The organism is Curtobacterium pusillum (genome assembly GCF_007673235.1).
GTDB classification, from domain to species: domain Bacteria; phylum Actinomycetota; class Actinomycetes; order Actinomycetales; family Microbacteriaceae; genus Curtobacterium; species Curtobacterium pusillum_C.
In genome coordinates this window covers 522,286-546,639 of sequence record NZ_VDZH01000003.1, presented here as the reverse complement: position 1 = coordinate 546,639, position 24,354 = coordinate 522,286, and the positions used below count along the sequence as shown (strand labels likewise).

23 protein-coding genes and 2 tRNA genes are annotated in these 24,354 nt (G+C 67.7%); 9 read left to right on the top strand and 16 right to left on the bottom strand.

Going from position 1 to position 24,354, the window contains the following annotated elements; genetic code table 11:
- Positions 1-4 precede the first annotated feature (4 nt).
- A complete protein-coding gene (locus FS532_RS11095) occupies positions 5-544 on the bottom strand; it encodes a peptidylprolyl isomerase (protein ID WP_144753917.1) in 540 nt (179 codons plus the stop codon).
- A 117-nt stretch (positions 545-661) separates the two neighbouring features.
- Between FS532_RS11095 and FS532_RS11090 the strand changes: the two genes are divergently transcribed.
- Positions 662-1,234: a hypothetical protein gene (locus FS532_RS11090; RefSeq protein WP_144753914.1), complete on the top strand. Its 573-nt coding sequence runs from the start codon at positions 662-664 to the stop codon at positions 1,232-1,234.
- A gap of 516 nt (positions 1,235-1,750) precedes the next feature.
- Here the strand turns inward: FS532_RS11090 and FS532_RS11085 are convergent.
- The 10 genes from FS532_RS11085 to dnaA form a co-directional block, all read right to left on the bottom strand.
- Positions 1,751-1,823: transfer RNA gene (locus FS532_RS11085), tRNA-Ala, on the bottom strand.
- Between the two features lie 32 nt (positions 1,824-1,855).
- Positions 1,856-1,932, bottom strand: a tRNA-Ile gene (locus FS532_RS11080).
- A 76-nt stretch (positions 1,933-2,008) separates the two neighbouring features.
- Complete coding sequence (locus tag FS532_RS11075; RefSeq protein ID WP_071291657.1) at positions 2,009-2,416, bottom strand: DUF3566 domain-containing protein; 408 nt, start codon at positions 2,414-2,416, stop codon at positions 2,009-2,011.
- Positions 2,409-5,066, bottom strand: a complete 2,658-nt coding sequence (gene gyrA / locus FS532_RS11070; RefSeq protein ID WP_186321991.1) for a DNA gyrase subunit A — start codon at positions 5,064-5,066, stop codon at positions 2,409-2,411. The genes FS532_RS11075 and gyrA overlap by 8 nt, the downstream gene beginning before the upstream one ends.
- Before the next feature lie 117 nt (positions 5,067-5,183).
- On the bottom strand, positions 5,184-7,187 hold the full coding sequence (gene gyrB / locus FS532_RS11065) for a DNA topoisomerase (ATP-hydrolyzing) subunit B (RefSeq protein ID WP_260852647.1): 2,004 nt from the start codon (positions 7,185-7,187) through the stop codon (positions 5,184-5,186).
- 132 nt (positions 7,188-7,319) lie between these two features.
- Entirely contained in the window at positions 7,320-7,820 is a 501-nt protein-coding gene (locus tag FS532_RS11060; RefSeq protein ID WP_144753911.1) for a DUF721 domain-containing protein, read from the bottom strand.
- Positions 7,820-9,055, bottom strand: coding sequence for a DNA replication/repair protein RecF (recF, locus tag FS532_RS11055; protein ID WP_144753908.1), 1,236 nt, complete (start codon positions 9,053-9,055; stop codon positions 7,820-7,822). The genes FS532_RS11060 and recF overlap by 1 nt, the downstream gene beginning before the upstream one ends.
- Positions 9,056-9,088: 33 nt before the next feature.
- A complete protein-coding gene (gnd, locus tag FS532_RS11050) occupies positions 9,089-9,976 on the bottom strand; it encodes a phosphogluconate dehydrogenase (NAD(+)-dependent, decarboxylating) (protein ID WP_099051919.1) in 888 nt (295 codons plus the stop codon).
- A 70-nt stretch (positions 9,977-10,046) separates the two neighbouring features.
- Positions 10,047-11,192 (bottom strand): DNA polymerase III subunit beta, encoded by a 1,146-nt coding sequence (dnaN, locus tag FS532_RS11045; RefSeq protein WP_097181437.1) that lies wholly within the window; start codon positions 11,190-11,192, stop codon positions 10,047-10,049.
- A 485-nt stretch (positions 11,193-11,677) separates the two neighbouring features.
- Positions 11,678-13,144 (bottom strand): chromosomal replication initiator protein DnaA, encoded by a 1,467-nt coding sequence (gene dnaA, locus FS532_RS11040; protein WP_144753905.1) that lies wholly within the window; start codon positions 13,142-13,144, stop codon positions 11,678-11,680.
- 505 nt (positions 13,145-13,649) lie between these two features.
- On the opposite strand from dnaA, the gene rpmH reads away from it, so the two are divergent.
- The 8 genes from rpmH (at position 13,650) to FS532_RS11000 (ending at position 18,638) form a co-directional block, all read left to right on the top strand.
- A complete protein-coding gene (gene rpmH, locus FS532_RS11035) occupies positions 13,650-13,787 on the top strand; it encodes a 50S ribosomal protein L34 (protein WP_019181680.1) in 138 nt (45 codons plus the stop codon).
- Positions 13,726-14,211: a ribonuclease P protein component gene (gene rnpA, locus FS532_RS11030; protein WP_440130710.1), complete on the top strand. Its 486-nt coding sequence runs from the start codon at positions 13,726-13,728 to the stop codon at positions 14,209-14,211. Before rpmH ends, rnpA begins: the two co-directional genes overlap by 62 nt.
- Positions 14,208-14,588 (top strand): membrane protein insertion efficiency factor YidD, encoded by a 381-nt coding sequence (gene yidD, locus FS532_RS11025; RefSeq protein WP_144753899.1) that lies wholly within the window; start codon positions 14,208-14,210, stop codon positions 14,586-14,588. Before rnpA ends, yidD begins: the two co-directional genes overlap by 4 nt.
- 8 nt (positions 14,589-14,596) lie before the next feature.
- On the top strand, positions 14,597-15,565 hold the full coding sequence (gene yidC / locus FS532_RS11020) for a membrane protein insertase YidC (RefSeq protein ID WP_079239101.1): 969 nt from the start codon (positions 14,597-14,599) through the stop codon (positions 15,563-15,565).
- Positions 15,566-16,060, top strand: a complete 495-nt coding sequence (locus tag FS532_RS11015) for a Jag family protein (RefSeq protein ID WP_144753897.1) — start codon at positions 15,566-15,568, stop codon at positions 16,058-16,060.
- The gene (rsmG, locus tag FS532_RS11010; protein WP_144753894.1) at positions 16,057-16,698 is read left to right on the top strand and encodes a 16S rRNA (guanine(527)-N(7))-methyltransferase RsmG; all 642 of its coding nucleotides are present in this window, start codon (positions 16,057-16,059) and stop codon (positions 16,696-16,698) included. Before FS532_RS11015 ends, rsmG begins: the two co-directional genes overlap by 4 nt.
- 81 nt (positions 16,699-16,779) lie before the next feature.
- A complete protein-coding gene (locus tag FS532_RS11005; protein ID WP_144753891.1) occupies positions 16,780-17,673 on the top strand; it encodes a ParA family protein in 894 nt (297 codons plus the stop codon).
- Positions 17,673-18,638 (top strand): ParB/RepB/Spo0J family partition protein, encoded by a 966-nt coding sequence (locus FS532_RS11000; RefSeq protein ID WP_144753889.1) that lies wholly within the window; start codon positions 17,673-17,675, stop codon positions 18,636-18,638. Before FS532_RS11005 ends, FS532_RS11000 begins: the two co-directional genes overlap by 1 nt.
- A 1,159-nt stretch (positions 18,639-19,797) precedes the next feature.
- On the opposite strand, the gene FS532_RS10995 is transcribed toward FS532_RS11000, so the two are convergent.
- The 5 genes from FS532_RS10995 to trxB form a co-directional block, all read right to left on the bottom strand.
- A complete protein-coding gene (locus FS532_RS10995; RefSeq protein ID WP_260852646.1) occupies positions 19,798-20,382 on the bottom strand; it encodes a YdcF family protein in 585 nt (194 codons plus the stop codon).
- 58 nt (positions 20,383-20,440) lie between these two features.
- A complete protein-coding gene (locus tag FS532_RS10990; RefSeq protein ID WP_144753886.1) occupies positions 20,441-21,403 on the bottom strand; it encodes a D-alanine--D-alanine ligase family protein in 963 nt (320 codons plus the stop codon).
- A 46-nt stretch (positions 21,404-21,449) separates the two neighbouring features.
- Positions 21,450-22,754: an aminotransferase-like domain-containing protein gene (locus FS532_RS10985; protein WP_144753883.1), complete on the bottom strand. Its 1,305-nt coding sequence runs from the start codon at positions 22,752-22,754 to the stop codon at positions 21,450-21,452.
- Positions 22,755-22,961: 207 nt separating this feature from the next.
- Positions 22,962-23,288: a thioredoxin gene (trxA, locus tag FS532_RS10980; RefSeq protein ID WP_022832611.1), complete on the bottom strand. Its 327-nt coding sequence runs from the start codon at positions 23,286-23,288 to the stop codon at positions 22,962-22,964.
- Positions 23,289-23,366: 78 nt separating this feature from the next.
- The gene (gene trxB / locus FS532_RS10975) at positions 23,367-24,350 is read right to left on the bottom strand and encodes a thioredoxin-disulfide reductase (protein ID WP_144753880.1); all 984 of its coding nucleotides are present in this window, start codon (positions 24,348-24,350) and stop codon (positions 23,367-23,369) included.
- Positions 24,351-24,354: the final 4 nt, after the last annotated feature.

Sequence of the window (24,354 nt, the reverse complement as noted above, 5' to 3'; positions counted from 1 at the left end):
TGGCTCAGACGTCCTCGACGTCGATGCTCTGGATGACGACGTCCTCGAGCGGCTTGTCACGGCCGTCCGTGGGCACGCCCTCGATCGCGTCGACGACCGCACGCGACTCGTCGTCCGCGACCTCGCCGAAGATGGTGTGCTTGCCCTGCAGCCAGGGGGTCGCCACCGTGGTGATGAAGAACTGCGACCCGTTCGTGCCGCGGCCGCCCTGGATGCCGGCGTTCGCCATCGCGAAGATGTACGGGTTCTGGAAGGTGAGCTCCGGGGAGATCTCGTCGTCGAAGCGGTAGCCCGGGCCGCCGATGCCCTGACCGAGCGGGTCGCCGCCCTGGATCATGAAGTCCTTGATGATGCGGTGGAAGACAACACCGTCGTAGAGCTTGTCGGTGGACACCTTGCCGGTGCCCGGGTGCGTCCACTCCTGCTTGCCCGTCGCGAGGTCGACGAAGTTCTTGACGGTCTTCGGAGCGTGGTTGCCGAACAGGTTGACGCGGATGTCGCCCTTGTTCGTGTGGATCGTTGCGACAGCGGTGTGCAGAGACATGTTCCGATTCTCGCATGTACTGCTGAAGGTCAGACGGATCCCACAGGTGAGGCTCCGTGACCTGTCAGGGAGTCGGGTGGCAGGATGGGACCCACGCCGATCCGATGGAGGTACCAGATGACGACGATCGAGATCCCGCGCAAGCGTCGGAAGCAGATCAAGAAGCTCAAGGGCCAGACCGCCTCGCTCCTCGGCGAGCAGCGCAAGGTCCTCGAGCACGCGAACGCGATCCTGGCGGAAGCGCGTTCCAATGCGGCCGATGCCGCACGCAAGGACATCGCACCGCGGGTGCAGAACGCGATCGACAACGGCATCCGGCCGGCTGTCGCCACGGGTGTGCACGCCGCGACGAGCGCAGCACAGAACGCATCCCACCGTTTCCAGTCCGAGGTCGTCCCCGGCCTGGTCGCGACGGCGGGCTCGGTCTTGAGCGTGGGCGACCTCGCGAAGGACCCGCGCGTCAAGAAGATCGTGAAGAACGCCCAGAAGAAGGGCAAGAAGGCCAAGAAGGCTGCGGAGAAGTACGTGCCGCACCAGAAGAAGGGCATCGGCTTCGGCGGTGTCGCGCTCATCGTCGTCGGCGTGGTCGCCGTCGCGGGTGCCGCGTACGCCGCGTACCAGACGCTGCGCGCCGACGACGACCTGTGGGTCGCCGACGACGCTGACACGGCGGAGAAGCCTGCCGCCTGACCTCCCCGGTTCGTACGAAGGGCCCCGGCATCCGCCGGGGCCCTTCGTCGTCTCCGGTCGGGGCGTACGAGGTGGCACGAGGTCGCACGACTCGCCACGCACGTCCGCCGAGGTAGCAGGATCTGCCGCCCGTGGGCCAGCCGAGCGGCACTTCGTGCGACCTGGCGACCGGCGCGGGTGACGGCGCAACCATGTGACGGACTGGAGGCCCGTGGCGGCACCGCCCCGCGCCTCCAGTCCGCCTTGGGGTCACGTTCCATCCCATCGCGGCCAAGATAGAAGGTTGTTCCGCGCAAAGGAGGCAGAAACTTCCTGCCTCCCACGAGCGTTCCTGCACCCCACGCGCGAAACGACCCGCGCCCACGCCACGCACCGAAGCGCCCACGCAAGGCCCACGCACCGGAACGGCTGCGGAGAGGCGCCCATCGCGGAGCGGCGCGCCGAAGGCGCCGACGAACACGACGGCCGAAGGCCGGTGAGCCGAGGAACGAGCGAACAGCGTTCACCCTGAGGGAGTGGAGCCTAGGAGAATCGAACTCCTGACATCCTGCTTGCAAAGCAGGCGCTCTACCAACTGAGCTAAGGCCCCGAGGACTCCAGCGTACTGGAGCCGGTGGGAGATGGTGGGGCTACAAGGACTTGAACCTTGGACCTCTTCGTTATCAGCGAAGCGCTCTAACCGCCTGAGCTATAGCCCCTCAGACCGGATGAAAGCCTACCGTACCGATCCCGCAGAACGAAATCGAGGCGGTCGACCCATCCGGGCCGGGTGTGTCAGTTGTTCGTGAAGCCGACGAGCAGGCCGCCGGTGATCCGCACACTGAGGTTGTAGAGCACGCTCACGATTGCGCCGAGCACGGTGCCGACGACCACGTTGAGGATGCCCACGACGATGGAGAACCCGAGTACCTGGCCCAGCGAGAACTGGTCCATGATCGAGTAGTTGTTCTGTCCGGTGACGTCCTTCAGGAGCGAGTCGATCTCCCCGAAGACACCGGTCTGGTTCAGGATGACCCAGACGAGCGCCGTCGCGACGACGATCACGATGGACCCGGCCAGGGCGATGAGGAAGCTGAGCTTCACCATCGACCAGAAGTCGACGTAGACCAGTCGCAACCGCACCTGGCGGGTGCCGACGGGACGCTTCGCCTTCTTCTGGAGCTTCTCGGCGACACTACTCATTGCTTGACTGGTCCTCTCCGGCCTGGTCGTCGCCAGGCTCGGTGTCGATGGGATCAGTGGATTCCGGCGCTGCTTCAGCAGGGCTCACCGTCTCCACCGGGCCCGCAGGCTCGATCTCGGCGTCGTCCTGGTCGTCCAGGTTCCGCTCTGTGTTCCGGGCCACCGCGATGATCCGGTCGTTCTCCGCGAACCTCGCGAAGACCACACCCATCGTGTCGCGGCCCTTGGCGGGCACCTCGGACACGGCAGACCTTACCACCTTGCCCGATTGCAGCACGACGAGCACCTCGTCGTCCTCGCCCACGATGAGAGCACCCACAAGGTCACCTCGATCGGCTGCCAGCTTGGCCACCTTGATGCCGAGTCCGCCACGGCCCTGCACGCGGTACTGGTCGACCGAGGTGCGCTTGGCGTAGCCGCCCTCCGTCATGACCCACACGTAGCCGTCGTCGGACACGACCCGCGCTGCGAGGAGCGCGTCGCCGTCGCGGAAGGACATGCCCTTCACGCCGGAGGTCGATCGACCCATGGGGCGCAGCGTGTCGTTCGTCGCGGTGAAGCGCAGCGACATGCCGTGCTTCGAGACGAGGAGCAGGTCGTCGTGCTCGTCGACGAGGAGCGCCTGCACGAGGGTGTCACCGTCACGCAGGTTGATGGCGATGATGCCACCGGTGCGGTTGGTGTCGTACTCGGTCAGCGCCGTCTTCTTCACGAGGCCGTGCTCGGTGGCGAGCACGAGGTACTGCGCGGCCTCGTAGTCGCGGATGTCGAGCACCTGCTGGATCTTCTCGTCCGGCTGGAGCGCGAGCAGGTTCGCCACGTGCTGGCCCTTGGCGTCGCGGCTGGCTTCCTGCAGTTCGTACGCCTTGGCACGGTAGACCCGGCCCTGGTCGGTGAGGAACAGGAGCCAGTGGTGCGTCGTCGTGACGAAGAAGTGCTCGACGATGTCGTCGGCGCGCAGCTGCGCACCCTTGACCCCGCGGCCACCGCGGTGCTGCGAGCGGTAGTTGTCGCTCCGCGTGCGCTTGACGTAGCCGCCGCGGGTGAGGGTGACGACCATCTCCTCTTCGGGGATGAGGTCCTCGATGGACATGTCGCCGTCGAAGCCGAGCAGGATCTCGCTGCGGCGGTCGTCGCCGAAGCGCTCCACGATCTCGTCGAGCTCCTCGCCGATGATCGTGCGCTGCCGGGTCTCGGACCCGAGGATGTCCTGGAAGTCGGCGATCTTGCGCTCGAGTTCCTCGGCCTCGTCGTGGATCTTCTGCCGCTCGAGGGCCGCGAGGCGACGGAGCTGCAGCTCGAGGATCGCGCGCGCCTGGATCTCGTCGACGGACAGCAGGTCCATCAGGCCGGTGCGGGCCTCTTCGACGTCGGGCGACCGGCGGATGAGCGCGATGACCTCGTCGAGGGCGTCGAGCGCGGCCAGGTACCCGCGGAGGATGTGGGCGCGCTTCTCGGCCTCGCGCAGACGGAACTGCGTGCGGCGGACGATGACGTCGATCTGGTGGTCGACCCACGCCGAGATGAACCCGTCGAGCGCGAGGGTGCGGGGCACGCCGTCGACGATCGCGAGCATGTTCGCGCCGAAGTTCTCCTGCAGCTGCGTGTGCTTGTACAGGTTGTTGAGGACGACCTTCGCGACGGCGTCGCGCTTCAGGACGATGACGAGGCGCTGCCCCGTGCGGCCGGAGGTCTCGTCACGGATGTCCGCGATGCCGGCGAGCTTGCCGTCCTTGACGCCCTCGGCGATGCGGATCGCGAGGTTGTCCGGGTTGACCTGGTACGGCAGCTCGGTGACGACGAGGCAGGTACGACCCTGGATCTCCTCGACGTTGACGACCGCACGCATCGTGATCGACCCACGGCCCGTGCGGTAGGCGTCCTGGATGCCCTTGGTCCCGAGGATCTGCGCACCGGTCGGGAAGTCCGGGCCCTTGATCCGCTGCATGAGCGCACCGAGGAGCTCCTCGCGCGTCGCGTCGGGGTGCTCGAGCGCCCACTTCGCGCCGGCGGCGACCTCGCGCAGGTTGTGCGGCGGGATGTTCGTGGCCATGCCGACCGCGATGCCGACGGACCCGTTGACGAGCAGGTTCGGGAACCGTGCCGGCAGGATCGCGGGCTCCTGCGTGCGGCCGTCGTAGTTGTCCTGGAAGTCGACGGTGTCCTCGTCGATGTCCCGGACCATCTCCATGGCGAGCGGCGCCATCTTGGTCTCGGTGTACCGCGGGGCCGCGGCGCCGTCGTTGCCCGGGGAACCGAAGTTGCCCTGGCCGAGTGCGAGCGGGTAGCGGAGCGACCACGGCTGCACGAGGCGGACGAGCGCGTCGTAGATCGCGGAGTCACCGTGCGGGTGGAACTGCCCCATGACGTCGCCGACGACGCGGGAGCACTTCGAGAAGGCCCGGTCGGGGCGGTAGCCGCCGTCGAACATCGCGTAGATCACGCGGCGGTGCACCGGCTTCAGCCCGTCGCGGACCTCCGGCAGGGCACGACCGACGATGACGGACATCGCGTAGTCGAGGTACGAGCGCTGCATCTCGAGCTGCAGGTCGACCTGCGAGATGCGGTCACCGGAGACGACGATGTCCCCGCTGTCGCCGTGGACGATCTCGGGCTGCTCGTCGGCGCCGTTCTCGTTGTCGTCAGCCATGTGGCTTCGTTCCCTTTCTGGACAGCCGGGAGGCTGTGGTTCACATCGTCGCGCCGGGCGCGACCACAGGTGGTCAGGACTGGTGCGCGCGGCTCACGCCGTGCCTCCAGGCCAGGATCAGATGTCCAAGAACCGGACGTCCTTCGCGTTCTGCTGGATGAACTGGCGACGTGACTCGACGTCCTCGCCCATCAGCGTCGCGAAGACGCTGTCCACCGCGGCGGCGTCCTCGAGCGTGACCTGCAGCAGCGTGCGGGTTTCCGGGTTCATCGTGGTGTCCCAGAGCTCCTTGTAGTCCATCTCGCCGAGACCCTTGTAGCGCTGGATCCCGTTGTCCTTCGGGATGCGCTTGCCGGCGGCGAGGCCGGCGGTCATCAGGGCGTCGCGCTCCCGGTCGCTGAACACGTACTCGTGCGCCGAGTTCGACCACTTCAGGCGGTACAGCGGCGGCTGCGCGAGGTAGACGTAGCCGCGCTCGATGAGCGGCCGCATGTAGCGGAACAGCAGCGTGAGCAGCAGCGTCGTGATGTGCTGACCGTCGACGTCGGCATCGGCCATCAACACGATCTTGTGGTAGCGGGCCTTGTCGGGGTCGAAGTCCTCGCCGATGCCGGCGCCGAACGCCGTGATCATCGACTGGATCTCCTGGTTGGCCAGGGCGCGGTCGAGGCGGGCCTTCTCGACGTTGAGGATCTTGCCGCGCAACGGCAGGATCGCCTGCGTCATCGGGTTGCGACCCTGCACGGCGGAACCGCCGGCGGAGTCACCCTCGACCATGAAGATCTCGGAGACCGTCGGGTCCTTCGACTGGCAGTCCTTGAGCTTGCCGGGCATGCCGCCCGACTCGAGGAGGCCCTTGCGTCGGGTGGTCTCACGCGCCTTGCGGGCAGCGAGCCGGGCCTGCGACGCCTGGATCGCCTTGCGCACGACGTCGCGGGCCTGCGTCGGGTTGCTCTCGAACCAGTGGGTGAGCTCGGTGCCGACGACGCGCTGCACGAAGCCCTTGGCCTCGGTGTTGCCGAGCTTGGTCTTCGTCTGGCCCTCGAACTGCGGCTCGCCGAGCTTCACCGAGATGACGGCCGTCAGCCCTTCACGGATGTCGTCACCCGTGAGGTTGTCGTCCTTCTCCTTGATGATCTTCGCTTCACGCGCGTACTTGTTCACGAGGTACGTGAGCGCGGCGCGGAAGCCCTCTTCGTGGGTGCCACCCTCGTGCGTGTTGATCGTGTTCGCGAAGGTGTGGACGCTCTCCTGGTAGGAGGTGTTCCACTGCATCGCGACCTCGAGCGCGATCTTGCGCTCCGGGTCCTCGGCCTCGAAGCCGATGACGTCCGGGTGCACCAGGTCGGCCTTCTTCTGGGCGTTGAGGTACTCGACGTAGTCGGCGAGCCCGCGCTCGTACAGGAAGGAGTCCTTGCGGGACTCTTCCCCTTCGTCCGGGGTGCGCTCGTCCTGCAGCGTGATCCGGAGGCCCTTGTTCAGGAACGCCATCTGCTGGAACCGCGTGCGGAGGGTCTCGTAGTCGAAGACGACGGTCTCGAAGATGTCGGCGTTCGGCCAGAAGGTGATGGTCGTGCCGTGCCCCTCGTCCTCTTCGTCCTTGGACAGGGGTGCGACGGGGACGCCGTCGGTGTAGCTCTGGCGCCAGACGTGGCCCTGCTGCCGGACCTCGACGTCGAGCTCGGAGCTCAGCGCGTTGACGACCGACGAGCCGACGCCGTGCAGACCGCCGGACACCGCGTACGCGCCGCCGCCGAACTTGCCGCCGGCGTGCAGCACGGTCAGGACGACCTGGACGGTCGAGACGCCCTCCGCAGCGTGGATCCCGACGGGGATGCCGCGGCCGTTGTCGACCACGCGGACGCCACCGTCTTCGCGGATGGTGACGTTGATCGTGTCGCAGTACCCGGCGAGTGCCTCGTCGACGGAGTTGTCGACGATCTCCTGCACGAGGTGGTGCAGACCGCGCGGCCCGGTCGACCCGATGTACATGCCCGGACGCTTCCGGACCGCTTCGAGTCCCTCGAGCACCTGGATCTGGTCTGCGCCGTACTCTGGATCGTTCTGCGGGGTCTGCTCGCTGGACGAGTTCAGTCGGTCGTCGTCAGATCCGGATGTCATTCGAGGGTGCTCCTGCCTGCGCGCGGAACACCCGCGCACTGCACCTCCCAGTCTACCGCAGGGACCCCGGATCCGAGGGCGGAATCCGCCCGTGGACGGCCTTTTTTCGTCCTCCCGGACGATTTCGTCGGCTCACCCGTAAGTGTCGCGAGGACCGCGCCCCTGGACCGTCCTGGGACCGCGTTTCCAGGTGGGGGCGTCGGGGCCCGAAACCCGGATCGACTGCACCCCTGCCTCCGGGTGCCGCTCGGCGATCGTCGTCGTGATGGTGCTCCGCATCAGTCTGAGCTGGGTCGCCCAGGCCGTCGAGTCGCACCGGATGACGAGCGCGCCGTCGTCGATCGTCATCGGCCGGGAGTGCTTCGCGAGTTCGTCCCCCACCACGGACGGCCAGTCGACGAACAGCTCCGAGCGGGCGAGGGGTTCTGTCCAGCCGAGTTCCTGGGCCAACGACCCGACGATGTCGCCGAGTCCGGCGGGCTCGCGACCGCGGCCGTAGGGCACGGAGTCCGGGTCGAGTCCCTTCATGCGCCGGCGGCGCGCGTCGACGCCGCGCTTCGAGGGGTCGCCGAACACGGCACGGAGGTGCCGGTAGACCCGAGAGGGCTCGGTGGGCTTCACGGGTTTCGGCATCAGACGCCGGCCTCCGTCGGGTGGTCTCCCGTGCGCTCGGTCGGACTGGAGGCGCGGCTCGCCTCCGCCTCGCCGGTCACGATCGTGCCGGCCTCGATCCGCACGGTGTGCGCGGCCAACTGCTCGGGCACGTCGCCGAAGACCGCCGCGGTGATGAGCACCTGCTCGTAGTCCGCGACCGCTCCGGCCAGGCGCTCCCGACGGGACTCGTCGAGTTCGGCGAACACGTCGTCGAGGATGATGATCGGGTCGCCCAGGCTCGACTCGACGCGCAGGATCGACGCACTGGCGAGCTGCACGGCGAGCGCGAACGACCACGACTCCCCGTGGCTGGCGTACCCGCGGGCGGGTAACCCGTTCAGCTGGAAGAGCACGTCGTCCCGGTGGGGCCCGACGAGCGTCAGGCCGCGGTCGAGCTCGTCACGCCGCCGTCGCTCGAGCGCGGCCCGGAACGCATCGGCGGCCGCCGCGATGCTGACCGGCTCGTCCGGTGTCCCGAGGACGGGATCCGTCGCTGCCGCGTCCTCCGGGTCGCCGCCGCGGACACTGAGCACACCCGAGATCGACGCCTCGTGCCGTTCGCCGGCGACGGTCGCGTACGCCTCGGCCACGAACGGTGCGAGCCGCCGGGTGAGGTGGTCACGAGCGGCGATGATCTCGGAGCCGAACGCGACGAGCCGTTCGTCCCAGACGTCGAGCGTCGCGAGCGAACCCGCCTTCGCGCCCGTCGCCCGGGCGGACTTCAGCAGGGTGTTCCGCTGCCGGAGCGTTCGGTCGTAGTCGGCGAGGACGCCCTGCATGCGCGGGGCGATCTGGCCGAGGAGTTCGTCGAGCATCCGGCGCCGACCGGCCGGTTCACCGCGGACGAGCGCGAGGTCCTCCGGCGCGAAGAGCACGCTCGTGCAGTACCGCGGGAGCTCGCGCGGCTTGATGGCCGAGCGGTTCACCTGTGCACGGTTCCCGCCGGTGCGGTTGATCTGCACCTCGGCGAGGATGCTGCGGTCCTCGTGGGCGAGCCGAGCGCGGACGATCGCGGCGTCGCAGCCCTGCCGGACGAGTGCGGCGTCCGTCGGGACCCGGTGCGAGCCGAGCGTCGACAGGTAACCGATCGCCTCGACGAGGTTGGTCTTGCCCTGTCCGTTCCGTCCGACGAACAGGTTCGGCCCGCGTGCGAGGTCGACCTCGGCCTCCCGGTAGTTCCGGAAGTCCGTCAGTTGCAGGTGGTCGACGTGCACGCGGGCCGAGACGAGCTCAGGTGGTTACCTGAGCTACGCCTTCTTGACGGCGTGGCCGCCGAACTGGTTGCGGAGCGCCGCGACGGCCTTCATCGTCGGGGACTCGCTGCCCTGACGCGAGACGAAGCGGGCGAACATCGCCGCGGAGAGCGCGGGCATCGGCACCGCGAGCTCGATCGCCTCTTCGAGGGTCCAGCGACCCTCGCCCGAGTCGTCGACGTAGCCCTCGAGCTCGTCGAGCTTCGGGTCCTCGTTGATGGCGAGGACGAGGAGGTCGAGCAGCCAGGAGCGGACGACCGTGCCACGCTGCCAACCGGCGAAGACCGCGGGGACGTCGTGGACGATGTCCTTGGCCTCGAGGAGCTCGTAGCCCTCGCCGTACGCCTGCATGATCGCGTACTCGATGCCGTTGTGGACCATCTTCGCGTAGTGACCCGCGCCGACGCCGCCGGCGTGCGAGAAGCCCTCTTCGCGGGGACCCTCGGGACGGAGTGCGTCGAAGACGGGCATGGCGAACTCGACGTCCTCGGGGGCGCCGCCCACCATGAGGCCGTAGCCGTTGTCCTTGCCCCAGACGCCACCGGAGACACCGGCGTCCATGTAGCGGATGCCCTTGGCGTCGAGCTGCTTGGCGTGCACCTCGTCGTCGAGCCACTTCGAGTTGCCGCCGTCGATCACGAGGTCGCCCTCGCTCAGGACGTTCGACAGGTCGGTGATCACGTCGTCGGTGATCTTGCCGTGCGGGACCATGACCCACACGAGCTTCTTGCCCTCGGGGAGCGCCGCGGCGAGTGCGCCGAGGTCGGCGACGTCCGAGACGGCGGGGTTCGCGTCGTAGCCGGTGACCTCGATGCCTGCGTTGCGGAGACGGGCACGCATGTTGTTGCCCATGCGACCGAGGCCGACAAGACCGATGTGCATGATTTCCTCTTCTGTTCGTCGTCGCGCTGATGCAGGGGTGGCGCGTCAGCGCAGCGTTCGGCTGTTGCGCTTACCGCAGCAGGAGATTGGGCTGCAGGAGGTACCGGTATCCGTCCGTCGCCGGGGCCTCTTGCGAGGTCTGTCCGGTGATGAGCACCGGACCCGGCTTGTTGGGGTTCTCCGTCTTGGTGAAGGAGATCCGGACGAACTCGGAGTGCACCGCGTTCAACCCGTCCAGGAGGAAGGCGGGCTTCAGCGAGACCACCGTTTCCTCCCCGGTCAGCAACGCACTGATCGACTCTGACGCCTGCGCTTGTTCGGAACCGATCGCTTCGAGCGTGAGCCCGTCGACCGTGAAGGAGAACCGGAGCGCGGCTTCGCGCTCCAGGACGAGGGAGACCCGTCGGACCGCCTCGACCAGTTCCGCGGTGTTGATCACCGCGTGGTCCTGGACGGTCTCGGGGAAGAGCCGGCGGACCGGCGGGTAGTTGCCCTTGATGAGCAACGAGGTGACGGTCTTGTCGTCGGCGTGGAACGCGATGAGTTCGCGGTCTGACGAGCCGCTGATCGAGACCGACACCGTGGACGCCGAGCCGAAGGTGCGGCCGACCTCCTGCAGGGTGCGGGCCGGCACGAGTGCGTGCAGCGGGTCCGAACCGACGCGGCCGGAGTCCCACGCGATCGTGCGGACGGCGACGCGGTAGCGGTCCGTGGCGATGAGCGAGAGGTCGTTGTCACCGACCTCGAGCTGCACGCCGGTGATCACCGGGGTGACGTCGTCGCGGCTGGCGGCGACGGCGACCTGGGAGACGGCCTCGGAGAACGCGTCGCCGGGGATGACGCCGGTCTGCGCACCGATCTCCGGGAGCGTCGGGTACTCCTCGACAGGCATGGACAGCAGCGTGAAGTGTGCCGACCCGCAGGTGACCGAGATCTTCGAGTCCTCGGTGGTGAACGTGACCGGCGCGTTCGGCAGGCGGCTCGCGATGTCGTTCAGCAGGCGGCCTGAGACGAGCACCGTGCCCGGGTCGTCGATCTGCGCGGCGATGGACGTCTGCGCCGAGACCTCGTAGTCGAACGACGAGAGCGTGAGTCGGTCGCCGTCGGCGTGGATGAGGACGCCCGAGAGGATCGGGAGGGTCGTGCGCTGTGGGAGGAGCTTCACCGCGAAGGAGACGGCTTCGGAGAAGACGTCCCGGTTGACCTCGAACTTCACAGCTGGAACCCCTGTCGATCGGTTGGACTGTCCGGCCGCCCCATTGTGGCACAGCCCGACCCGGCCCGGATTTCTTGTCATCCCGCCGTCCACAAGGTTGGCCCGCTGAGATCAATCGTTAACCAGGAGTAATGGTGTTAACGCCTGTGCACACTGTGGATAAACCTGTTAACACCGCTTGTCCACAGGGAACTACACACGTGTGAGTTGTGAGCGGTGTGTGGGGGACCTCTGGATGAGTGAATCTCATCTATCCACTTCCATCCCCAGTCTCCACAGGTGGCCCCTTCGCTGTGAACAACCGACCGGCGTGTCCTCCACAGTTATCCACAGGCTTTCCACACTGTGTGAAGTCCGGTGCATGGAACCGTCTCAGATGGTGGATGCGCGCGGAGGCAGGCCGATCTGACGGTCGTCAGTCGTGCCTCCAGGCCGCCGGCGCGACCATCTGCCGATGCGAGCCGCTCGACTCGGCCGATCCGCGATCAGCGGTAGCGGCGGTCCTGCTTGATCCGGCTGGTGAGTTCGGTGACCTGGTTGTAGATCGACCGTCGCTCCTTCATCAGCTCGGTGATCTTCTTGTTCGCGTACATCACGGTGGTGTGGTCGCGGTTGCCGAACAGCTGCCCGATCTTCGGCAGGGACAGGCTCGTGAGCTCGCGGCAGAGGTACATCGCGATCTGTCGCGCTGTGGCGATCGCCTGCGAGCGGGACGAGCCGTAGAGGTCGTCGACGGAGAGCTTGAAGTACTCCGCGGTGTGGTTGATGATGTCCGTCGGCGCGACCACGTTGTCGTCGTCGAGGGTGATCAGGTCCTTCAGGACGGTCTGGACGAGTGCCATGTCGACGGCCGTGCGGTTGAGGCTCGCGAACGCGGTGACGCGGATGAGTGTCCCCTCGAGCTCGCGGATGTTGCTCGACACCTTCGACGCCATGAACTCGAGGATGTCGTCCGGCACCTGCAGGTGGTCGGACTGCGCCTTCTTGCGGAGGATCGCGATGCGCGTCTCGAGCTCGGGCGCCTGCACGTCCGTGATGAGGCCCCACTCGAAGCGCGAGCGCATCCGGTCCTCGAACCCCGTGAGGTGCTTCGGCGCGACGTCCGACGTGATGACGACCTGCTTGTTGTGGTCGTGCAGCGTGTTGAACGTGTGGAAGAACGCTTCCTGAGTCGAGTCCTTGCCCTGGAGGAACTGGATGTCGTCGATCAGCAGGATGTCGATGTCGCGGTAGCGCTGCTGGAACTGGTTCGACCGGTTGTTCGCGATCGAGTTGATGAAGTCGTTCGTGAACTCCTCGCTGGACACGTACCGCACCCGGATCCCCGGGTAGAGGCTCTCGGCGTAGTGGCCGATCGCGTGCAGGAGGTGGGTCTTGCCGAGGCCGGAGTCCCCGTAGATGAAGAGGGGGTTGTAGGCCTTGGCCGGCGCCTCGGCGACCGCGACCGCGGCGGCGTGGGCGAAGCGGTTCGACGAGCCGATGACGAAGTTGTCGAAGTTGTACTTGGGGTTGAGCCGGGACTCGGGGCGACCGCTGGTACCAGGGGCGTCGATCTGGCTCGGGACGAAGGGTGCCTCGATGTACTGCCGTGGCGCCGCACTCTGCTCGACGGGCTCCTGCACGGGCTCGGCGTACTCGGGCACGTGGCTCGCGACCGTGGTGTCGACCCGCGGCTCGGAGGCCATGTCCGGGTTCACCGTGATGGCGAAGTTCGCGACGGTGTCGTCGCCGATGCGCGAGACCGCTTCGGTGATGGGGATCCGGATGCGCTGTTCGAGCATGCCGCGGGTGAGGTCGTTCGGGACCTCGAGGTAGAGCGTCCCGGCGAGCACGCCCTTCGGCTCGACCAGGTTGAGGAAGCCGTGGAGCTGCGGGGTGATGCGGTCGTCCTCCGAGAGGAGTCCGAGGACGGATGACCAGAGGTCCTCGACGGGGTCGGCCGGCATCGTCATGTCGCGCTCGTCTCCAGGTCTCGTGTGCGGTGTTGGGCGTTCCGTGGCTCAGGGCCGCCCGGTGTGCCGGGACAGCGTCGACCGTCGGATCGTCCTGGCGGGTCGTCGTGTGCCCGGGTGGCTTCTTCGACGGCCCGGACCGCGTGTCGTCCCGCGTGGTGGTCCACAGGGTTGTCCACAGTGTTCTCCACGACCGCCGCGGGTGGCTGGGCGAGGAGACTCCCCCGTCCTGCCGGGCCACAGGCGGATCGATCACACCACTGTAAAGGACCGGGGCGCGTCGTACCGAACGCACGTTTTCCCCAATGTGGATAATGATCGTGCGGACGGCACCGGTGGAGGCGCCTCCGTGCGGGGTTTGACCTGCTCGCCGCTGTCACGTACCGTTAACCAGTTGACTGCGGCCGTTCGGTCGCGCCCATCTGCGTCGTCCGGCACCGGACGACTACGCATACGTGACGACTCGCGTCGGGGTTCCCCCAGCGCAGCCGTAGTGGAGACCATCATGAGCAAGCGCACCTTCCAGCCGAACAACCGTCGTCGTGCCAAGAAGCACGGCTTCCGTGCCCGCATGCGCACCCGTGCCGGCCGCGCCATCCTCGCCGCGCGCCGTTCCAAGGGCCGCACCGAGCTCAGCGCCTGAACGAGTCGCGCCTGATCGGGCACCCCGTCCGGTCTCGTCCGGACACCTGGTAGCGATCGTGTTGGCCCGCGCCAACCGCATCGTCCGTGGTGACGACTACCGGTCCGTCGTGCGTCGTGGTCGCAGGAGCGCCACGGCGCACGCCGTCGTATCGGTGGTCCGTCGCACCACGGACGACGCGTCGAGTGGTGTCGGTCCGACCCGATTCGGGTTCATCGTCGCCAAGACGGTGGGCAACGCCGTGACCCGGAACCTGATCAGGCGTCGCCTCAAGGCGATCGCGCACGGCCTCCTCGCGGACATCCCCGTCGGGTACGACGTGGTGGTCCGCGCACTGCCAGCCGCTGCGCAGGCCGGATGGCCTACCCTGCTCGAAGACGTCACGCGCTCCTGTGCGCGTGGTGTGGAGAAGGCAGCAGCATGAACCGCAACCTCTGGACCCGGCTCGCCTGGGTCGTCGCGTTGCTCCCGCGCAACGCGTGCGTGGTCGTGCTGCGCGCGTACCGGGCCGTGATCTCACCGCTCTACGGCAACGTCTGCCGGTACCACCCCTCGTGCTCCAGGTACGCCCTCGAAGCCATCCAGCAGTACGGCGTCGTCCGCGGATCGGCGATGGGCGCATGGCGCATCGCACGGTGCAACCCCTGGGCAGCCGGGGGCATCGACGACGTCCGTGCACGGCGTCGCCCCTACGACGTCAACCGGTTCGGGTTCGTGCTCGCGCCGACCCAGCAGCAGCCGCAGCCCGCGGTCGGGAACCTCCGCCCCGTTCTGCTCCCCCAGCGCACTCGAAAGGCGTGACCGTCCCCATGGACCTCATCGGTACGATCCTCTGGCCGCTCAAATGGGTGGTCTCGGCCATCCTCGTCGGATTCCACTGGGTCTTCGAGAACCTCGGCATGGACCCCGGCGCGGGCATCACCTGGGTCCTCTCCATCATCTTCCTGACGTTCGTGGTCCGCGCCGCGCTCATCCCGATCTTCGTGCGCCAGATCAAGTCGCAGCGCCGCATGCTCGAGGTGGCGCCGCAGCTCAAGAAGATCCAGGACAAGTACAAGGGCAAGAAGGACCAGTTCTCGCGTGAGGCCATGAGCCGCGAGACCATGGCGCTGTACAAGGAGACCGGGACGAACCCGCTGAGCTCCTGCCTGCCGCTGCTGATCCAGATGCCGATCTTCTTCTCGCTGTACTCGGTGCTGCACGAGGCGCAGATCAACAAGACCGGCATCGGCCTGCTGACGAACGACCTCGCCGCGTCGTTCGGCAACGCGTCGCTCTTCGGTGCCCCCCTGCACGAGACCTTCACGAACGCCTCCGGTTGGGAGGTCCGTGCGATCGCCGGCTTCATGATCGTCGTGATGACCGCGTCGCAGTTCATCACCCAGCTGCAGCTCGTCGCCAAGAACATGTCGCCGGAGACCAAGGCGTCGCCGATGTACCGCCAGCAGAAGATGATGCTGTACATCCTCCCGCTGGTCTTCGTGATCTCGGGTCTCTCGTTCCCCCTCGGCGTCATGTTCTACTGGCTCGCCTCCAACATCTGGACGATGGCGCAGCAGTACTTCGTCATCCGCAGCATGCCGACGCCTGGTTCCGAGGCCGCGCTCGCGCGTGAGGCTCGTCTCGCGAAGAAGGCGCAGCGTCGCGGTTCCGCCACCCCGGTGCTCGCCGAGGCCGGTGCCGGTGCCGGCGCCGCCGAGATCGAGGCCGTGCGTGTCACCACGCAGCGCCAGCAGCCGGTCGGCAAGAACCGCTCCAAGAAGAACGGGAAGAAGTAAGTGACCGAGCAGGACATCGCCCCCGTGACCGAGGTCGTCGAGGACGACGACACCCGTGACGAGGCGGACATCGCCGCGGACTACATCGAGGAGCTCCTCGACATCTGCGACCTCGACGGCGACATCGAGATCGAGGAGCGCGCCGGGCGCGTGTACCTCTCGGTGACGGACGAGGGCAGCGCGCTCCGTGTGCTGTCGAAGCCGGACACCGTGTCGGCACTGCAGGAGCTCACCCGCATCGCCGTGCAGGCGGAGACGGGCGAGTTCAGCCGGCTCATCCTCGACGTCGGTGGGTCCCGCGACGCTCGTGCGTCCGAGCTGCAGCGGCTCGTGGACACCGCCGTCGAGCGCATCGAGGCCGGGTCGACCTCCGCAGCGCTGCCCCCGATGTCCTCCTACGAGCGCAAGCTCGTGCACGACCTCGTCGCGGAGAAGGGCTTCCACTCCGAGTCCGAGGGCGAGGGTCGGGACCGCCACACCGTCGTCACCCGATGACGGAGCAGGCCCCCGTCCTCGAGGCAGAGCCGGCGGCGGCAGCGACCCTGTTCGGTGATCGCGTCGACGTGGCGCGTTCGTTCACGAACGAGCTCGCTCGTCGAGGCGAGGAGCTGGGCCTGATCGGCCCGCTCGAACTCCCACGGCTCTGGACGCGACACATCCTCAATTCCGCGGTGCTGGCACCCCTCCTGGAGGCGCGTGGCCGCGTCGCCGACGTCGGCTCCGGTGCTGGACTGCCCGGCCTGGTGCTCGCCATCGCCCGTCCCGACGTACACCTCACGCTCATCGAGCCGATGGAGCGTCGCGTCGATTGGCTCACGTCGGAGGCGGAGCGCCTCGGCCTCGACAACGTCGACGTCGTGCGTGCCCGTGCTGAGGACGTGGCTGATGACATCGTCGTCGATCAAGTCACGGCGCGTGCAGTCAGCGCACTCTCGAAGCTGATCCCACTGACGGTGCCACTCGTTCGTTCCGGCGGTCAGCTCATCCTGATGAAGGGTGCGCGCGTCGATGAGGAGATCGAGAAGGCTCGGAAGGTCATCCTCCGCAAGCGCCTGGCGGACGTCGAGGTGCTCGAGCTCGGAGTCGGTGTGGTCGAGGAGACCACCCGGGTCTTCCGGGCTACAGTTGACTGACGCTGCGGCTCGGGCCGGTTCATCCGGCCGCCAGTGGCTCCGCGTTCCACGTGAAACACCGAACCGGGGAAGAGGCACTCGTTGAGTTCATCGACCGATTACGACGCGTCGACGCCGCTCGCGCGTGAGATCGCCGACCTGAACCGTCGTCGTCGCGCGATCGCGACGCAGCAGTTCCCACTGCCGTCGAAGACGCGAGTGTTCACGGTCTCGAACCAGAAGGGTGGCGTCGGGAAGACGACCACCACGGTCAACCTCGCGGCCGCGTTGGCGCACGGCGGGGCCAGGGTGCTGGTCATCGACCTCGACCCACAGGGCAACGCGTCAACTGCGCTCGGTGTGAACCACCAGGCGGAGGTTGCGAGCATCTACGACGTCATCGTCGACGAGGCTCCGATCGCGGACACCGTCCAGCGCTCCCCCGAGTCGGACACGCTGTGGTGTGTGCCGGCGACGATCCACCTGGCCGGCGCAGAGATCGAGCTCGTCTCCCTCGTGGCGCGCGAGCAGCGCCTGCGGACTGCTCTCGATCAGTACCTCGAGTCGCTCGACGAGCCCTACCACTACGTCTTCATCGACTGCCCGCCCTCGCTGGGGCTCCTGACCATCAACGCGTTCGTCGCGGCTCAGGAGGTCCTCATCCCGATCCAGTGCGAGTACTACGCGCTCGAGGGTCTCAGCCAGCTGCTGCGGAACATCGAGCTGATCGAGCGGCACCTGAACCCGAACCTGCGCGTCTCGACGATCCTGCTGACCATGTACGACAGCCGGACCAACCTGTCGAACCAGGTCGCGGCGGACGTGCGGGAGCACTTCGGAGGCCAGGTCCTCGAGGCCGTGATCCCCCGCTCCGTCCGCGTCAGTGAGGCGCCGAGCTACGGGCAGAGCGTGGTCGCCTACGACATCAACTCAACCGGATCGCTCTCCTACCTGGAGGCAGCGGCGGAGATCGCAGCACGAGGAGCACAGGACTGATGGCACCGAAGCGAACCGGGCTCGGCCGAGGCATCGGCGCCCTCATCCCGACGGCCACCGAGCAGCAGGAGCGCCCGGTCGACGTCTTCTTCCCGACCGGTGGGTCTCCGTCTTCGGCGCCCACGGCGGAGGAGCTCGTCGCGGTACCCGGAGCCCGCCTGGCGAACCTGAACCCGCTCGACGTGGTCCCGAACGCGCACCAGCCGCGCAAGGAGTTCCGCGAGGAGGAGCTCCAGGAGCTCGTCCACTCGATCCGCGAGATCGGCGTCCTGCAGCCCATCGTCGTTCGCCCGATCGCGGGCGCCACGGGTTCTGAGCCGCAGTACGAGCTGATCATGGGTGAGCGGAGACTCCGCGCCACGAAGGAGCTCGGCCTCAGTACGATCCCCGCGATCGTCAAGGACACCCCGGACGACGCGATGCTCCGGGACGCGCTGCTCGAGAACCTGCACCGTGCGAACCTCAACCCGCTCGAGGAGGCTTCGGCGTACCAGCAGCTCCTCGCGGACTTCGGCATCACGCAGGAGCAGCTGGCGCAGCGGATCGGTCGCTCTCGTCCGCAGATCACCAACACGATCCGCCTGCTCCGCCTCCCCTCCCCCGTGCAGCGTCGCGTCGCCGCAGGTGTGCTGTCTGCCGGTCACGCCCGTGCGATCCTCGCCGCGCCAGATGCGGAGGCGATGGAGTACCTCGCCGAGAAGATCGTGAACGAGGACCTCTCGGTGCGGGCTACGGAGGCGATCGCCCAGCAGCTGTCGGTGAAGGCGCCGGTGAAGCCCAAGGCGGAACCGTCGAAGCGTCAGGTGCACTTCAACGACCTGGCCGAGCGGCTCGGCGATCGGCTGAACACACGGGTGAAGATCGCCGTCGGTGCACGTAAGAGTTCCGTCACGATCGACTTCGCCAATGGTGACGACCTCAATCGGATCCTCGGCGAACTCGGCATTCAGGACGTCGCTGGCTGACGCTGCGTCGTCGCACGGTTCCATGCGACTGCGCGCTGCGCTGTACGGCGCTGTGTGCCCTTCTGAGGCGCTTTCGGGGTAACTGTGTCGTCCAACCCGGCTTCAGCCAGATCGGCGCTCAGAGTGGCGTTCTGGAGGAAGTGGCACCGGTTACCCTTCCGCGTCCGTCGACGGGATGACCGGTACGTTCCACGTGGAACATGTCAGCCGTATCGCGTGAACGCATCTCCCGTCCCCCGGGCTGCTGATGCACGGCGCTGTTGGGCGCTGTCCTCGAGAGGGGCTGCGCGGTGACGGGACTGATCTGCAGCCCGCGGCCGTGGGTCGCCAAGCTGGTCCATCCCTGAACCTTCCCGAGATTGAGCGGGGCCAGAAGGTGTCGGCATGGCACGCGTACTCAGCACGTCCTTGTCGCATCTCACGATCGGAGTACCGGACCATCTCCGCGTACTCGGGGCGACAGGCAACGCCGGACACGGACGCATCAAGTGCGCCGCGCGAGCACTTGGTCTCCCTGCGAGGAGACGTGCGACCCCTCCTCATCCCGGGGATCGCGACTGATGACGGCGGGCCTCGCAGAGCTCGTCACCGTGTCACCGCCGACGTGGGTAGCGTGCATGGTCCGCACCCGGAGGAGCACGAGTTGAACGACGCGGGCCGGATCGCCGGGATGTCGGTGAGGATGGCATCGACGCAGCTGCTCGTCGGGCGCCTCCTTCGCCGGGTAGCAGTGGGCGTGCGGACGTCTGCGAACGCACGGGCGATGTCCTCCGAGGCGATGTCCTCCGAGGCGATGTAGGAGATCAGTTGCAGGACGGTACCGGTGGAGCTGGCGGGCCTGCAGGACGAAGGTCACCGCCGACTCGCCGATCCCTGCTGATCCTTCGTGCACGAGGCTGCGGGGTGCGGCAGAACCGGGCGGATGCCGCATGGGGTGTCACCGAGCGCGAGCGTCCGGGGTCGTCCCTGATGGACCGCATAGAGTCCCGGGTTGCGGGCAACCCACCCCCCGCGACTGGATTGGGGAGGGCGACGTCGGTCTGTGGGTCCTCGACGGAGATTTGGATGGCTCACGCCGAGCGATCGCCTCGTTGCCATCGCCCAGTGCCCGCTGCTGCACGCGCCACGGCGTGGCCCACGGCCCGCCGAAAAGCAGCCGTCAGTCGCCCGAACGTTCCACGTGGAACACTGCTCGCAGCTTCGCGAGGCCGACAGCGGCGAAGAGCGGCTTCATCCACGTCATCTCGCCAAGGCGGTAGTCGTCTGCGGGGACCAGCCGGCCGGCAAGATTCGGCCGCTGACGCGCGAGGTAGACCCGGGCCTTGGCGGCGTGGAGTCCGTTGGACGCGAAGGCAATCCAGTCGGACTGCTCGATCAGAGGCAGGACGTTCCGCACGTTCTCCCACGTCGACGAGCTGTCCCGCTCGACCTGGATGGGACCTCGCCAGCGCAACCGCCCGACGATGTACCGACGGAGAAGCACCGCCTCCGGCTGGGGCCCGTGCACTGCTCCCCCGCTGCAGATGATCGTGACCGTGGCGCCGAATTCCTCGGCCTGCCGGGCGGTCCGAACCGCGATGCGCGCCCGCCACCGATTGACTGCGTTCGGCCGACCCGCGCGATTCCCGAAGCCGAGGGGGACGACGGCGCCTCGACTTCCCGCAGTTGGAGAGGGCAGGCGCCTCGCCGTTCGCGAAGCGGAGCAGTGCACCCACTCGCCCCAGATCAGGGCCGCGACCAGCACGGCAGCAACCGCCGGAGCAATCGTCGATGTTCCACGTGGAACGCCGAGCCGCCCCAAGTCAGCGCCGGTGGTCGCGGATCGCCTGCTCGGCGAGTTCTGCGTAGGTCCACCCGAGATCGAAACCGGATGCGGAGAGCGCCTGCGGGACGAGGGAGGTCTCGGTGAGCCCGGGGAGCACGTTGGCCTCGAGGAACCACGGCGTACCGGCGGCGTCGATGATCAGGTCGACTCGGGAGATGTGTCGGAGCCCGAGTGCTGCGTGCGCTGCGACAGCGGCGTCGGAGGCCGCCGCGGCGAACTCCTCGGACAGGCGAGCGGGTGTGTAGAAGGTGGTCTCGCCGGCGTTGTAGCGGGCCTCGAAGCCGTAGATGCCGTTCCGCGGGACGATCTCCACCGCGGAGAGGGCAACGGGGCCGTCACCTGTGTCGATGATGCCGACGGCGACCTCGGTCCCCCGGATGAGCTGTTCGACCACGACGTCGTCGCAGTACGTGTAGGCGGTGACCATCGCCCGCGGGAGGTCGTTCACATCATCGACGAGGGTGACACCTTGCGCGCTGCCGCCCCGGGCTGGTTTCACGGCCAGGGGAACCGGGTGCTCCGCTGCGATGCTCTCCAGGACGCCGACAGCACCGAGCTCACGGAAGACGTCGTGGGACAGTGTCACGGAGCGGGGGGTACGGACACCCGCCCGCGCGACCAGCGCTGAGGCGGTGGGCTTGTCCCATGCCAAGCGGGCCGACGTGGAACGTGAGCCGACGAACGGGATGTCCAGTGCCTCCAGGATGCCCCGCAGGGCGCCGTCTTCACCGGAGGCGCCGTGCAGTGCCGGCCACACGACGTCCGGGCGGGTCTCCCGCAGGGTCGGCAGGAGCGACGCGTCCGCGTCGCGGAGGTCGACCTGCCAGCCGTACCCCGTCAGGGAGTCTGCGACACGTCGCCCAGACCGCAGGGAGACGTCACGCTCGTGCGAGATCCCTCCGGCGACGACGACGACGTGACGGCGAGTGAGCTCGGCCATGCGAAGGGACCTCCGGTACTGCGGGTGGAGCGGTGAAAAGTGCTGATCAGGAGATGTTCGGCGGCGGCGCGCTGACCGATGAGGTCGGACGGACGAGGGTGTTCGGCCGGGTGGTCGGGCCGAACGTCTCGATGAGCTCGAGTTCGTCGTTCACGACGTTGGCGAGGCGCTTCACGCCGACACGGATCTGGTCCGGGGTCGGGTAGCAGAACGACAGACGGATGTGCCCGCCGCCGCGTCCGTCGGCGTAGAACGCGGTGCCCGGGGTGTAGGCGACGAGTTCCTTGACGGCGCGCGGCAACATCGCCTTGGAGTCCAGGGACTCGGGGAGCGTTAGCCACACGAAGAAGCCACCGTTCGGCTTCGTCCAGGACAGGTCCGGCAGGAACTCCCCCAGCGCGGACATCATGGCGTCGCGGCGCTCCGCGTACAGCCCGCGGAAGGTGTCGACCTGACCCTTCCAGTCCGCGGCGTCGAGGTAGGCGTTGACCACGTACTGCCCGAAGGAGTTCGGGGCGAGGACCGCGGACTCGTTGGCGAGGACGAGCTTCTCGCGGATGGCGTGCGGTGCGAGGGCCCAGCCGACGCGGAAGCCCGGTGCGAGGGTCTTCGAGAACGATCCGAGGTAGACCACTCCCTCCTCGTCGATGGACCGGATGGCCTGCGGCGCGGGCTCGTCGAACCAGAGGAGGCCGTACGGGTTGTCCTCGAGTACCAGGATGTTGTTCGACCGGCAGATGTCGAGGATCTCGATGCGGCGCTCACGGCTCATCGTCACGCCGGCCGGGTTGTGGAAGTTCGGGATCGTGTAGAGGAACTTGATCCGCTTGCCCTGCGTGCGCAGGTTGGCGATGGCCTCGCGCAGGGCTTCGGGCACGAGACCGTTCTCGTCGGTCGTGACGTGCACGGTCTCCGCCTGGTACGAGCGGAAGACGCCGATCGCGCCGACGTAGGACGGCGACTCGGCCAGCACGACGTCACCCGGGTCGATGAAGAGTCGCGTGACGAGGTCGAGCGCGTGCTGCGAGCCCGTGGTGACGACGACGTCCTCGGCGCTGGCACGGATGCCCTCGAGGCTCATCACGTCGACGATGTGCTCGCGCAGGGACCGCAGGCCCTGTCCACCGCCGTACTGCAACGCCATCGCGGCGTCCTCGGCCATCACACGGTCCAGGGAGCCCGTGACGAGCTCACGCGGGAGCGCGGAGACGTACGGCATGCCGCCGGCGAGCGAGACCACCTCGGGCCGCGAGGCGACGGCGAACAGGGCTCGGACCTCGGAGGCGCTCAGCCCGGCGGTGCGCTGGGCGTAGGAGTCGTACCAGGGGTCGAGGCTGTTGCCGTTCGTCATCTTGGCTCCGTTCCAGCGGGACCTGCCCGCCACTCACATTCCCGCCACACTACGACATCGACCGCGGAAACCCGGGGTCCGCGACGGGGCCGATCCTGAACCGGTGGACCGGAATGACCGAGAACGACCGGGAACGACCGGAACGGCCGGGAACGACGGACGGCCCCGCTCCCTGTTCGGGTGCGGGGCCGTCCGTGTGGGGTGGTCCTACGCGAGGAACTCCGCGAGGTCGGCCTCGAGTGCCGGCTTCGGCTTGGCGCCGATGACGGTCTTGACGACCTCGCCGCCCTTGAAGACCTTCATCGCCGGGATGGAGGTGATCTGGTAGTTCATCGCCGACTGCGGGTTGTCGTCGACGTTGAGCTTCACGATCTCGATCTTGTCGGCGTGCTCCGCGGCGATCTGGTCGAGGATCGGCGAGACCGCGCGACACGGGCCGCACCACTCGGCCCAGAAGTCGACGAGGATCGTCTTGTCGGACTTGAGGACCTCGTCCGAGAAGGTGGCGTCGGTGACTGCCTTGGCGTTGGACATGTGTGCTCCTTCGAGAAGTCGATCAGTGGGTGCAACGGCACGTGCCGTCAGTGCATTCCCCGGGTGTCGCGTCGGCGCCTAGGCGGACGCCGTGACGGGCTCGACGGGCGCGTCGCCCACGGCCGCCGCGGTGAGGTCGTCCGACAGGTCCGCCAGGTACTTCTCGGCGTCGAGCGCTGCGACCGTGCCCGAACCGGCAGCGGTGATCGCCTGACGGTAGGTGGGGTCGATCACGTCGCCCGCCGCGAAGACACCCGGCAGGTTGGTCTTCGACGTGCGGCCCTGGACGGCGATGGTGCCCTCCGGTGCGATGTCGATCTGCCCGTGGATCAGGTGCGTGCGGGGGTCGTTGCCGATCGCGATGAACAGACCGTCGAGGGCGAGCTCGCTCTCGGAGCCGTCGACCGTGTCGCGCAGGGTGACGCCGGTGACCGCGGAGTCACCCGTGATGCCGGTGACCTCCTTGTTCCACGCGAACTCGATCTTCGGGTCGTTCATCGCCCGGTCCTGCATGATCTTCGACGCGCGGAGGGTGTCCTTGCGGTGGATGACCGTGACCTTGTCGGCGAAGCGGGTGAGGAACGTCGCTTCCTCCATCGCGGAGTCGCCACCCCCGACGACGGCGATGTTCTTCTGGCGGAAGAAGAAGCCGTCGCACGTCGCGCACCAGCTGACGCCGTGGCCGGACAGGCGCTCTTCGTCGGCGAGGCCGAGGTGGCGGTACGCCGAACCCGTCGCGTAGATGACCGCGAGGGCCTCGTACGTCTCGCCGGAGCCGACGGTGACCTTCTTCACGTCGCCGGTGAGGTCGACCGAGACGGCGTCGTCGTACAGGACCTCGGCGCCGAACTTCTCGGCCTGTTCCTGCATCTTGATCATGAGGTCGGGGCCCTGGATCCCCTCGGGGAAGCCCGGGAAGTTCTCGACCTCGGTGGTCTTGGTGAGCTCGCCGCCGGTCTCGACGCTGGACGCGACGATGAGCGGCTTGAGCTCGGCCCGTGCGGCGTAGATGCCGGCGGTGAACCCGGCCGGGCCGGAACCGATGATGATGAGCTGGCGCATGTGC